Annotated in this window: 12 protein-coding genes and 1 other RNA gene; all 13 read left to right on the top strand. The window is 44.2% G+C overall.

The annotated features are described in order from the left end of the window. Window positions 1–19 precede the first annotated feature (19 nt). A complete protein-coding gene (locus H8S88_RS07930) occupies window positions 20–1,312 on the top strand; it encodes an adenylosuccinate synthase (RefSeq protein ID WP_048690732.1) in 1,293 nt (430 codons plus the stop codon). Window positions 1,313–1,533: 221 nt separating this feature from the next. Then, a complete protein-coding gene (gene tadA, locus H8S88_RS07925) occupies window positions 1,534–2,046 on the top strand; it encodes a tRNA adenosine(34) deaminase TadA (protein WP_125335043.1) in 513 nt (170 codons plus the stop codon). Window positions 2,047–2,087: 41 nt separating this feature from the next. Beyond that, an RNA gene (ffs, locus tag H8S88_RS07920) (signal recognition particle sRNA small type) lies at window positions 2,088–2,173 on the top strand. A gap of 705 nt (window positions 2,174–2,878) precedes the next feature. Beyond that, window positions 2,879–4,228 (top strand): glucose-6-phosphate isomerase, encoded by a 1,350-nt coding sequence (locus H8S88_RS07915; RefSeq protein WP_006155372.1) that lies wholly within the window; start codon window positions 2,879–2,881, stop codon window positions 4,226–4,228. A gap of 184 nt (window positions 4,229–4,412) precedes the next feature. Then, window positions 4,413–5,621, top strand: a complete 1,209-nt coding sequence (locus H8S88_RS07910; RefSeq protein WP_125335041.1) for a hypothetical protein — start codon at window positions 4,413–4,415, stop codon at window positions 5,619–5,621. Window positions 5,622–5,642: 21 nt separating this feature from the next. Then, entirely contained in the window at window positions 5,643–6,446 is an 804-nt protein-coding gene (locus tag H8S88_RS07905) for a hypothetical protein (protein WP_125335039.1), read from the top strand. A gap of 445 nt (window positions 6,447–6,891) precedes the next feature. After that, the gene (locus H8S88_RS07900) at window positions 6,892–7,533 is read left to right on the top strand and encodes a hypothetical protein (RefSeq protein ID WP_236128231.1); all 642 of its coding nucleotides are present in this window, start codon (window positions 6,892–6,894) and stop codon (window positions 7,531–7,533) included. 10 nt (window positions 7,534–7,543) lie between these two features. Beyond that, window positions 7,544–8,281, top strand: a complete 738-nt coding sequence (locus H8S88_RS07895; RefSeq protein WP_125335037.1) for a hypothetical protein — start codon at window positions 7,544–7,546, stop codon at window positions 8,279–8,281. 21 nt (window positions 8,282–8,302) lie between these two features. Next, complete coding sequence (locus tag H8S88_RS07890) at window positions 8,303–9,283, top strand: hypothetical protein (RefSeq protein WP_125335035.1); 981 nt, start codon at window positions 8,303–8,305, stop codon at window positions 9,281–9,283. A 148-nt stretch (window positions 9,284–9,431) separates the two neighbouring features. Beyond that, the gene (gene dapD, locus H8S88_RS07885) at window positions 9,432–10,130 is read left to right on the top strand and encodes a 2,3,4,5-tetrahydropyridine-2,6-dicarboxylate N-acetyltransferase (RefSeq protein ID WP_006595464.1); all 699 of its coding nucleotides are present in this window, start codon (window positions 9,432–9,434) and stop codon (window positions 10,128–10,130) included. 63 nt (window positions 10,131–10,193) lie between these two features. Then, window positions 10,194–11,327, top strand: a complete 1,134-nt coding sequence (locus H8S88_RS07880) for an N-acetyldiaminopimelate deacetylase (RefSeq protein ID WP_061564815.1) — start codon at window positions 10,194–10,196, stop codon at window positions 11,325–11,327. Between the two features lie 12 nt (window positions 11,328–11,339). After that, window positions 11,340–11,879: a 5-formyltetrahydrofolate cyclo-ligase gene (locus H8S88_RS07875; RefSeq protein ID WP_061564452.1), complete on the top strand. Its 540-nt coding sequence runs from the start codon at window positions 11,340–11,342 to the stop codon at window positions 11,877–11,879. Beyond that, window positions 11,863–12,549, top strand: a complete 687-nt coding sequence (locus H8S88_RS07870) for a rhomboid family intramembrane serine protease (RefSeq protein WP_061564451.1) — start codon at window positions 11,863–11,865, stop codon at window positions 12,547–12,549. Before H8S88_RS07875 ends, H8S88_RS07870 begins: the two co-directional genes overlap by 17 nt. Window positions 12,550–12,691 lie beyond the last annotated feature (142 nt).

Raw genomic sequence — 12,691 nt, 5'->3', positions numbered from 1 at the left:
ATATAGCTCAGACAAAGATATGACATCAGTAGTTGTTGTAGGAACCCAGTGGGGAGATGAAGGAAAAGGGAAGATTACAGACTTCCTATCAGCCAATGCAGAAGTCATTGCTCGCTACCAAGGTGGGGACAATGCCGGTCACACCATCGTGATTGATGGCAAAAAGTTCAAGTTGCACTTGATTCCTTCTGGTATCTTCTTCCCTGAAAAGATCTCTGTGATTGGAAATGGGGTGGTTGTCAACCCGAAATCATTGGTCAAAGAGTTGGCTTATCTCCATGAAGAAGGGGTATCAACAGACAGCCTTCGCATTTCTGACCGTGCCCATGTCATCCTTCCTTACCACATCGAATTGGACCGTCTCCAAGAAGAGTCAAAAGGGGACAACAAAATCGGAACGACCATCAAAGGGATTGGACCAGCTTACATGGACAAGGCTGCGCGTGTGGGAATCCGGATCGCGGATCTTTTGGACCGCGACGTCTTTGCAGAACGCCTGCGCATCAACTTGGAAGAAAAGAACCGTCAATTTACCAAACTCTATGAAGCAGAGGCTCTTTCCTTTGACGATATCTTCGAAGAATACTATGAATATGGTCAACAAATCAAACAATATGTAACCGATACTTCCGTCATCTTGAACGATGCTTTGGACAACGGCAAGCGCGTGCTCTTTGAAGGAGCCCAAGGGGTTATGTTGGATATCGACCAAGGGACCTATCCATTTGTAACCTCTTCAAACCCAGTCGCAGGTGGGGTGACCATCGGATCAGGTGTCGGCCCAAGCAAGATTGATAAGGTGGTCGGTGTATGTAAAGCCTATACCAGCCGTGTTGGTGATGGCCCATTCCCTACGGAGCTCTTCGATGAAGTAGGGGACCGGATCCGTGAAGTCGGCCATGAGTATGGTACAACAACAGGTCGGCCTCGTCGTGTTGGTTGGTTTGACTCAGTTGTCATGCGCCATAGCCGTCGTGTGTCAGGAATTACCAACCTTAGCTTGAACTCGATCGACGTATTGTCAGGCTTGGATACGGTGAAAATCTGTGTAGCCTACGACTTAGATGGGGAACGCATCGACTACTACCCAGCAAGCTTGGAGCAACTCAAACGTTGCAAACCGATCTATGAAGAGTTGCCAGGTTGGTCAGAAGACATCACAGGTGTCCGCCACTTGGATGAGCTTCCAGAAAATGCCCGCAACTATGTGCGCCGGATCGGTGAATTGGTTGGTGTGCGTATTTCAACCTTCTCGGTTGGACCAGATCGTGACCAAACCAATATCCTTGAAAGTGTCTGGTCAAGTAAATAATCAAATAAAAGTTGGGAGATTTCTCTCAACTTTTTTACTTCTTAAGATTACTTTAAGTCCTGTGGTTTATACTAAGAGCATAAACAAAGACCTCCCAACTTTGTTTAGCACTCTTAACTTTTTTTCATAATATCTCCCTATAAGAAGTCACCCATTGGTGGCTTTTTTTGTAGCTTCATCATATAATAGAACAAGAACATAAAAAGTAAGTGAGTGTACAAGTGAGAGACTATACCCTAGAAGAGAAAGAAGCTTTTATGCGAGAGGCTTTAAAAGAGGCAGAGATCGCCTTGGCCCATGAGGAAATTCCTATTGGCTGTGTCATTGTCAAAGACGGTGAGATCATTGGACGTGGGCACAACGCGCGAGAAGAATTGCAGCGAGCGGTCATGCATGCGGAGGTAATGGCGATCGAAGAAGCCAATCAGCAGGAAGAGAGCTGGCGTTTGCTGGATACCACCCTATTTGTGACCATTGAACCCTGTGTCATGTGCAGTGGCGCCATCGGGCTGGCCCGGATCCCTCAGGTAGTCTACGGTGCGACCAATCAGAAGTTTGGTGGAGCAGGGAGTCTCTACGACATTTTGACAGATGAACGTCTCAATCACCGGGTGGAAGTAGAAACAGGAATCTTGGAAGCAGAATGTGCAGCCATCATGCAGACCTTTTTCCGCCAAGGTCGGGAACGAAAAAAACAAGCCAAGCTCGCAGCCAAGGCCGAAACACAAGAATAAAACCCAGACCTTTGCAAAATCCACAAATTATGATATAATACCTATCGGAGCAACAGTTCTGCGTGAAGCGGGTCAGGGGAGGAATCCAGCAGCCCTAAGCGAAGTGAACTGTGTGCTCTTTTTCTATGTACCTTAGTGAATCAAGTCCAAGGGACGAAGATGAACTTAGGTGCATTGACGCAGTTCGAGCAAAGCGAGAACTACGTTCCGAAATATATAGAGTCAACTCCAAGGCGTAGATGAATCCTAGAGCAATGGATGCAGTTTTTCCCGTTAGGGAAAAAGCTGTAAACCGATGAAGTTTTTAGTGAATCAAGTCCAAGGGACGCAGATGAATTCTAGAGTAGTGGATGGGAGTGGAACAGAACGTTTGTTCGTAGTTCCACCCCCGCAAAGCTGATTATGTTTTCTTTTGAGCTTAAAAAGCGAAAGAAGAAACAAATCAGCTACTGCGTTAAATTGCTTAACTAAAATTTATTTGGGGATGAACGATTAGTCGCCGATAAAATACCCTAACGAAACAAGACTGCAAGTCTTATCCGCCACCTCAAAGCAGTGCTTTGAGAAAACAGCTGTTGCGTTAAACTGCTTAACTAAAATTCATTAGCGGATTCAAAGAATAATTGCGTGAAAATGGAGCTTCATCAGTAGCTTCTTTTTTTGTATATTCTGATCAAAATAAGGCGCCATATGCAAACGATTGCTATTGCGTCGTTGCTTGATTTGTGAAAATAAAAAAATTAGCAAATGAAAACGTTTTACAGGGTGGTTTCCCTTGATTAAATCCCGGTAAAGCGATATCATAGAGAAGAAGAAATTTTGGAGGAATACTATGTCACATATTAAATTTGATTATTCAAAAGTATTAGACAAATTTGTTGCACCACATGAAGTGGAATACATGCAAGCACAAGTTACAGCAGCAGACGAATTGATCCGCAAAGGAACTGGTGCTGGTAGCGACTTCTTGGGTTGGTTGGACCTTCCTGAAAACTATGACCGCGAAGAATTTGACCGCATCTTGAAAGCTGCTGAACAAATCAAAGCAGACAGCGATGTTTTGGTCGTTATCGGTATCGGTGGATCTTACCTTGGTGCTAAAGCTGCCATTGACTTCTTGAACCACCACTTTGCAAACTTGCAAACAAAAGAAGAACGTAAAGCACCACAAATCCTTTACGCTGGGAACTCAATCTCATCAACATACCTTGCTGACTTGGTAGAGTACGTAGCAGACAAAGACTTCTCAGTCAATGTGATTTCTAAATCAGGTACAACAACTGAGCCAGCCATCGCTTTCCGTGTCTTCAAAGAACTTTTGGTTAAGAAATACGGACAAGAAGAAGCCAACAAACGTATCTACGCAACAACTGATCGCCAAAAAGGTGCTGTTAAGGTTGAAGCAGACGCTAATGGTTGGGAAACATTTGTTGTTCCAGATGATATCGGTGGACGCTTCTCAGTATTGACAGCCGTTGGTTTGCTTCCAATCGCAGCATCAGGAGCTGACATCAAAGCTCTTATGGAAGGTGCGAATGCAGCTCGCAAAGACTACACTTCAGATAAAATCTCTGAAAACGAAGCTTACCAATATGCAGCTGTTCGTAACATCCTTTACCGTAAAGGCTATGCAACTGAAATCTTGGTAAACTACGAGCCATCTCTTCAATACTTCTCAGAATGGTGGAAACAATTGGCTGGTGAGTCAGAAGGTAAAGACCAAAAAGGTATTTACCCAACTTCAGCTAACTTCTCAACAGACTTGCACTCATTGGGTCAATTTATCCAAGAAGGAACTCGTATCATGTTTGAAACAGTTGTTCGTGTTGACAAACCACGTAAGAACGTGATTATCCCTACATTGGAAGAAGACCTTGACGGACTTGGATACCTCCAAGGAAAAGACGTTGACTTCGTTAACAAAAAAGCGACTGACGGTGTTCTTCTTGCCCACACTGACGGTGACGTGCCAAACATGTACGTGACTCTTCCTGAGCAAGATGCCTTCACTCTTGGATACACTATCTACTTCTTCGAATTGGCCATCGCCCTTTCAGGTTACTTGAACGCTATCAACCCATTTGACCAACCAGGTGTTGAAGCTTACAAACGTAACATGTTTGCCCTTCTTGGTAAACCAGGATTTGAAGAATTGAGCAAAGAACTCAACGCTCGTCTATAATAGACAGACAAAACGATCTCGAAAGAGGTCGTTTTTTAATCGCTTTCCATATCTCAGAATGAGGTGGAAAAATAGACTGTTTTATGATATAGTAGAACTACTATATTTATACTTTGCACGTCAAACTATGATCACAAAAAAGTAGAAAGAACGATAAGCGAAGGTTGTTAGTAAAGGAGAGATTATGACAACAGAAGACAAGACATCTTTTGGAACACAAGAGGGACAAACTGTTCAAGAGCCTTTTGGAACACAAGAGGGACAAACTGTTCAAGAGCCTTTTGGAGCACAAAACGAACAAACTGTTCAACCACCTCTTGAAGCCCAAACGGGTCAAACCGTCCAAGACCCTTTTGGAGCACAAGGGGGGCAGGCTGCTCAAGAACCTCTTGAAGATTCAATGGGCCAAAACTTCCAAGACCCTTTTGGAGTACAAAATGGCCAAACAGCTTATGAGCCATTTGGTGCACCAGGAGCGCAAGGCTTCCAACAGTCTTCTCCAGTAGAAGGACCACAAACTGGAGGACAGGAACAATTTTTCCAAAATCAAGCGCCACAGGTAGAAAACAATCCTTTCTACCAACAAGGGAACCCTCAAGCCTTTCAATCACAATGGAATGTTCAGCCAAAACCGAAGAGTGGACGGACTAACTTTATCGTCTTTTCTATTCTTGCCCTCTTTCTTGGTGGCTTGATCGGTGGTGGAGCTGGCTATTTCTGGGGACATTCATCTAAGCCTCAAGCAGATGCCAAACGTACCAAACGATTAGACCGTGCTAGTGAAGAAGCTAAGAAAACAAAGACAGGCTTTATTACAGAAAAGGATGAGGTTATCTTTACTTGGACCCTAAAAGACCTTGCTGCATTAAGTTATAGCAACAAGGACGGTTATGGCTTGACTGCTGATCAGATTGTTGAAACTTATGGATTGGCTACCAGTGTCGATTATGAAAAGAAAGGCATGACTCTTACTTGGGATCGTGCAAAGAACGCCTCTCACCAGAATGTTTATTTCAAATTTGAAAAAGTGGATGGCAACTATTATTTGAAATCTGTAGAAGCCTTTAACTTGGAAGAAGTCTATGCGAGTGAAGACGACGAAGATGAAGATACTTCTACAGATCGTGAGATGAGCACGAAAGAATTCAAAGATCTGAAAAAAGGAGATAAGAAAACTGGTAAAGGTGGAACCTCCTTATTGGAAGTTTTGAAGAAACATAAACAAAATGTTCAAATAGGTACAGAGACAAAAATCACTGCTGATGGAGAAGAGTATGACTCTACTCGAGTGGTTGCAAAGATCAACCTTAAAGTGGGAGACGATTATAAGACATTACGCTTCTTAGCACAACCAGATGGGGACTTCTTATACATTGGTCCAGAACGTTTTTAATATAGAGGAGATAGATGAAAGATGAATACGAATCAATCACAGGCACCATTTGGTGTGCCAGAAACTGGTGATCAAAAGAAGCCAGGGAAAGGTCTGTTAATTGCTTGTATTAGTGGCTTTGCGGTCTTAGGAGTCATTATCGGTCTCTTCGTCGGCCATTCTATGGGTGCAGCAAATAGTGCTAAAAGTTCCTATCCTGCCCTTCATCCGAAAGCTGATGCAGGGGAATCAAAACGCGATCAGTCTGGAAAGTATATTGATCCAGAAGATACTGATTTTACATGGAACATTACTGATTTGGCTGACCTCGAGCTTGGTACTTACTCAACTTCAAATTTGGGAACATCCATTGAAGATGTTGTGGATAAGCACGGAAAAGCTTTACAAGGTTCATTTAGAAGAGATCTCATTGATTTAGAGTGGGGCGAGTTAAAAGAAGATCAGGATGATACCTATTCTCAATACCATACCGTTCGTGATATGAGATTGACCTTTAAGAAAGAGGGGGATACCTATTATTTACAGGACCTCTATTATTCAGGGGATTATAACGAAGCTGAGGACAATTTCATGACCTCTTCTTACTATGACAAGCTTAAAGTCGGGGATTCCAAAACTGGTAAGGATGGCGTTTCTTACAAGGAAGTGTTGAAAGATAATACCATTTATTCTCTCTCCTTGTCTGCAGATGAAGACTACAAAACTAATGATATTGTGACTACCATGACAATCCGTTTTAAATCTTCAACTTCAGACCAATATAAGTTAACGTTTGTGAAACAATCAGACGGCGATTTCCTTCTTGCTAAAAAAGGTGACGACTAAGATTGGTCACTTTCCTGCCTCACAATGGTAGGGAAAAGAAAGGAAGAAACTCAACTTTCCTAAAGCTAGAAAAAGAGGCTGGGACAAAAGTCCTAGCCTCTCAATTATTTTTGGATTGTCGAGCAAGACGCAGTGGTTGAATGGGCTCTACTACGCTGATTTCATCAGCTTTTACAGCCCTACTCAACTGTGCGGAGGTGGGACGACGAAATCGAATTCTAACGAATTACCGATTTCTGTCCCACTCTCTTCTCTATTCTAGCTAGGACTGGCTATTTATGGTATAGTAGGATATGTTGCTAAAGGAAATAGGCGTGAACAGTTGGACGGAAAGGGATACAGATTCGATCACAGAATGGATAATGTAAAGGAAACAATAAGAAAACATCTGAAGGCCCTCCTGGTTTTCATCCAAAAAAGAGGGATTGTTTTAGGAATCCTCGCAATGCTGGGAGTAGGCTATGAGCTTGCTGCTTCTGGGAGGCCACAAGAACAGCTGAATACAGACCAGCAAGTGACCTTTCATCAGGAAGAAGCTTATCTGCAGGACTTCCTGGCGAAATCAGATCACCCAGAAGTTGGGGTGAATTTGGAGGAGTTGCTGGAGTTTAAAATAGGAGATGCGACTGGTGGTCCAAGCACCAAGGGGACGACACCAGAGGCTCTGGTTAAAAAATTAGGGGGAGCCAAGCAAGCTCGACTCGAGTCAAAAGCTACAACGCAGCTCCTTCGTCTAAGCTATGGAACGACACAAGATGGACGAGATAGATACCAATTTGAATTTACCCATATGAAGGATGGCTACTATCTAACGGCTATTCAGGGCTATCAGCCAACTTCTAAGGATCATCTGGAAAGTAAACAGCTGAAAAAGGTAGCCTTTACCAATCTTGCTAGTGGGAAAGAGAAAACCGGCATGAAGCTTGAAGACATTTTACAAAAGATAGGCTTGCCACAATCATTGCTTTTGAATCATAAGGATGGCAAAACGGCTTTAGTCCTGACCTACCGTGCACAAGAGGGGCTCGTCTTTCTCACTTTGCAAGCCCAAAATGATGCTCGCTATCATCTAGTCAAGGTCGAATAAGGAGGAGTAAATGGATACAGTCATCAAGAAGTTAACAATTCCTAGTCTCCTGCTGCTAGCGCTCCTCCTAGGGATGGGGTTAGAGGTCCTTAGTCATCCACCGAAAAGTTCTACAGCGATAAGCGAAATAAGGAACTTGTCAACTTTTAAAGCGAAAGAATTTCAAGGGGAGCGACTCTTAAAAGAAACGAATGAAAAAAAGGATTCGTCATGGACCTTGGAACAGATCGAGCACATTCCTCTATCGATAAAGAACCAAAACGGTAGCCTGAAGCAGACTGGAAGTCGCCTGGAGACCCTTCTGAAGGAGATGGGCCACCCCCAAGAGAAAGTCCTCTTTCAATCTACAGCAAGCAAGCAACCCAGTCTCTCTCTTCTCTATCGATGGGACGACAGAGGAAAGGGAGCCTCCATCCGTTTGCTTTTTAGCAAGGGGGCAGATGGGAGCTATCTGCTAGAAGAGATTGACGCGAGTCTGGCCAATCTAAATCGGGAGGGGAAAAAAGCTTTTTCAGAAAAGGTTTATCAAGGTTTGGAGCCTGGGGAAAAGATAGATCTTAAGGCATTGTTAGCCAACTATCAGGGCCTACAATCCTTCGTCCGACGCCAGATCGGGCCTGAACAGGAAGGTTTTCAATTATCCTATCAGGATGAGAAGGGAAAAACTTATTTATTGGAGCTGGAACATGTAGACGGTTCCTATTCCTTGTTGCGCAAGAGTCAACTAGATCCTAAGAAACAAAGTTAAGTAAAAAGAAGGGAAAATGGAATGGAAAAAGGTAGACAGATTCAAAGAGAATGGACTAGGTTCCCAAGTAGGAATCGGGAAGTGTCTGAGGTCTTTTCGGATCGTGGGCCTGAAGGAGAAGCTTTTGAAAGTCCCAGTCTTCGGAGCTATCAAAAAGGGGTAAAGAGAAGTGTCCGTGAGGATGCTTTTCGAGGAGCGGGCTTGCCCCGTTTTGGTTCTCTTTTTGCAGTTGCTGTGGGGATGGTTATCGTCTTTAGTCTCTCCATTATAGCGCTTGGTTATGTAAGCAGTTTTCTCAATAAGACAGAGCAGGATAGCCCAGTAAGTAAAAAACAGGACCGTCATTCTTTCAGTTCAACATCCTCTAAACAATCATCTGCCTCCTCTAGCCAACCATCAGAATCTTCTAGCCAAACAAAGGAAGAGAAGAGTGAGTCAGAAAAGAAATCGAAGCAGCTGACATCCGAAAATTCTCCCTATGTGGATGAAAACAATGGCGTTCACTCTTTTAGTTTGGACGAGTTGCTGAACTTGATCCATCATAAGAAATTAGAGTTTGTAACGCCGGAGGAAACGGTTGAACACTTTGGGAAAGCTTGGAATGGTAATTATTCCTATTTTAGCCCAGAACAACAAGGCACACATTTAACCTATAAACAGCCAGATCAATTTGGTTTTGTTTATATTAGTTTTAAGAAGATTGATGATACAGAAAAGATAACTAGTTTAAGTGTAGGTAACAATAAAAGTAAGCTAGGTGAACCTACCAAAACCACAGATGAATTTCAAGCTCTGATGCCTCAGGATGGGCAAGAAGGGATGGAGATCCGAGAAGCAGCTTCTCAATTGGGAAATCCAGATTCCATGATTTTTATTATTCTCAATCCTGGAGAAGTGGATACCATCGCTCTAGTCTATTCAACTACAGATAGCAAACGAGTCTATTTGTATTTTAACGAAAATTCGGATCAATACCGATTGAAAAAAATAGTGGTCCAATAGGAACCAAAATGACAGGAACTAACTGTAACCATTTGACTAGGTCGCGATTTAGTGTGTCCATTAAATTATGCTATAATAGTAAAATCAAAGAGTTCAAAAGGAGCCTATCTTCCTAGAGGACTGACTACATAGAACAAGAGGTATCGCCATGACTGCACAAAAAATGACTGCACAAGAAATTATCGCCTTTATCGGCAATGCAGAAAAGAAAACCAACGTAAAAGTGACCTTTGAAGGGGAATTGGCAGGAGAGCTTCCAGCATCCGTTGTAAAGCTAGGCAATGTCCTATTTGGAGACTGGAAAGAGATAGAGCCCCTTCTTGCCAACTTAACAGAAAACAAAGACTATATCGTAGAGCAAGATGGTCGCAATTCAGCGGTACCTTTGCTGGACAAGCGTTATTTGAATGCCCGGATTGAACCGGGTGCGATCATTCGAGATCAGGTGACCATTGAAGACAATGCGGTAATCATGATGGGAGCCGTCATCAATATCGGGGCTGAAATTGGTGCGGGGACCATGATCGATATGGGGGCTATTCTTGGTGGCCGTGCAACGGTTGGTAAAAATAGCCATATCGGAGCAGGAGCAGTCCTTGCAGGTGTCATTGAGCCAGCCTCTGCAGAACCAGTTCGTATCGGGGACAACGTTTTGGTGGGAGCCAACGCCGTCGTCATAGAAGGGGTTCAAGTTGGTAATGGCTCCGTCGTAGCTGCGGGTGCGATTGTTACCCAAGATGTGCCTGAAAATGTAGTAGTAGCAGGTGTGCCTGCGCGCGTGATCAAGACGATTGACGAACAGACGCAACAAAAAACAGCACTTGAGGATGCCTTGCGTAACCTTTAATAGAGGAATAAGAAAAGGAAGCTGGGGGATACCTCGGCTTCTTCTCAAAAGAGGAAGATGGATATGACACTTGATTTAGTAAAAATTCGACGGGATCTGCATCAAATCCCAGAAATTGGACTAGAAGAATTCAAAACACAAGCCTATCTCTTGGAGCGTATCGCTGAAATTACCGAAGGAAAAGAGTTCGTCGAGCAGCGGACCTGGCGGACAGGAATCTTAGTCTTTTTGAAGGGCTCCAATCCAGAAAAGACCATTGGCTGGCGGACCGATATCGATGGCCTGCCCATTATCGAGCAAACTGGCCTTGACTTTGCCTCCCGCCACGAAGGTCGGATGCATGCCTGTGGCCATGATGTTCACATGACCCTAGCCTTGGGCTTGTTGGAGCAACTGGTCCAAGTACAACCGAAGAACAATCTCTTGTTTCTCTTTCAACCAGCCGAGGAAAATGAAGCTGGAGGCATGCTCATGTATGAGGATGGGGCCTTTGGAGACTGGTTGCCCGATCAATTCTACGGCCTCCATGTCCGTCCAGACTTAAAGGTAGGCGAGATCGCGACCAATCGGGGGACGCTCTTTGCGGGGACCTGTGAAGTGAAGCTGACCTTTAAAGGAAAAGGAGGACACGCCGCCTTTCCCCATGAAGCCAAGGATGCCCTGGTCGCTGCCAGCTATTTTGTCACCCAGGTCCAAACCATTGTTAGCCGGAATGTTGATCCTATCGAGGGGGCAGTTGTGACCTTCGGTTCCATGCATGCGGGGACGACCAATAACGTCATTGCAGAGACGGCCTTTCTGCATGGGACCATCCGGACCCTGACCATGGAAATGAACCTCTTGACCCAGAAACGACTCGAGACGATTGCGAGAGGGATTGCAGATGCTTTTGATATGGACCTAGAGTTGGAACTCAAGCAAGGGGGCTATTTGCCGGTGGAAAACAATCCAGACTTGGCAGATGAACTGATGACCTTCTTTGATCAAGCAGAAGATGTGACCTTGATTGATATCCTACCCGCCATGACTGGAGAGGATTTTGGATATCTCTTGTCAAAAGTGGATGGAGTCATGTTCTGGTTGGGAGTGGACAGTCCTTATGCCCTTCATCACCCTCAGATGAGTCCTAAGGAAGAAGCCCTGCACTTTGGTGTCAAGGCTATTAGTCCTTTCTTAAAAATGAAAGCCAACCAATAAAGAGAGATGTAAATGAAAGCAAGTATTCGAAAAAGTGTATTGAAGAAGATGAAAGGCTTGGAGCCGGAGAACAAGCGAAAGGCTGATCAAGCCTTGATCCAGCGGTTACGCTCTTTGTCAGCTTACCAAGAAGCAAGCGTGATTGCGACCTATTTGTCCTTCCCGCATGAGGTGGATACAAGTTTTCTCATTGATGCAGCTCAAGAAGATGGCAAACAGGTCGTCATCCCAAAGACCTATCCCAAAGGGCGCATGGAATTTGCAACCTACGATCCGCAGAAATTGAAACCAACCGCCTTTGGCCTCTTGGAACCAGAGGATGGGGCTCAAGCGGTAGATCAGTCGAAGATTGACCTGATCCATGTTCCTGGAGTGGCCTTTCAAAAGGATGGCTACCGTCTGGGCTATGGAGGAGGCTATTACGATCGCTATTTGGCAGATTTCGACGGAGCGACTGTCAGCACCATCTATGCCTGCCAGGAAGTAGACTTTGCACCTGCCCCTCATGATATTCCAGTACAGGAGGTTCTTGTGGATGAATCAACTATTTGATAAGAAATACCCAGTGACCAGTAGCTTGCTTCTGTTAACAACCGGCGTTTTTCTATCCATGTTATTGCTTCGTGGCTTTGATTATGAATCGGTCCAAGCTGTCTATGATTTTGGAGGTGTATTAGGAGATGAAATCCAGGTGGATCCGAGCCAGAGCTGGCGTTTGCTTGCTGCCATGTTTGTTCATGTTGGCTTGCAGCACTTTGTTTTGAACATGGTTACCCTTTATTTTATCGGTAGAATCGCAGAAGATCTATTTGGCTCGAAGGCCTTCTTAGCCCTTTACCTCTTATCTGGCTTGATGGGCAATCTTTTTGTCTTGGTCTTTTCTCCAGAAGTCGTCGCAGCAGGTGCTTCTACAGCCCTAGCTGGACTCTTTGCTGCCATTGTCAGTTTACGCTTCATCGCTCGAAGTCCCTATATTCGCTATCTGGGCCAACGTTACACTGCCTTGATTTTGATCAATATCCTCTTTAGTTTCATGCCGGGGATCAGTCTAGCCGGTCATCTAGGAGGCCTGGTGGGAGGAGGGATTCTAGCTTTTGTCTTTCCCATCTATGGTGAGCGAGATAGCGTGAAGAAAAGCTGGCGCTGGGGAGCCCTGATCCTTTATACAGTTGGGGCTATCCTTCTTTGTGCTTGGCCTTTTATCTTTCATCCCTTTTTTTGATTTGTAGCACATTTGTAAATTATCTGAAAACTGAGTGAAGTCTCAGTTTTTTTGTATATATTTCTCAAAAACGGTAGAGAAAGCAAAAAATATTACCAATAAATGAATAAAAACGTAAAAAGAAAGCGCTTGCAATGTTGAT

The sequence above is a fragment of the Streptococcus sp. GS001 genome (assembly GCF_021595565.1).
Lineage (GTDB): Bacteria > Bacillota > Bacilli > Lactobacillales > Streptococcaceae > Streptococcus > Streptococcus xiaochunlingii.
The sequence above is the reverse complement of the archived record's forward strand: the minus strand, read 5'-3'. Positions and strand labels throughout refer to the sequence as shown.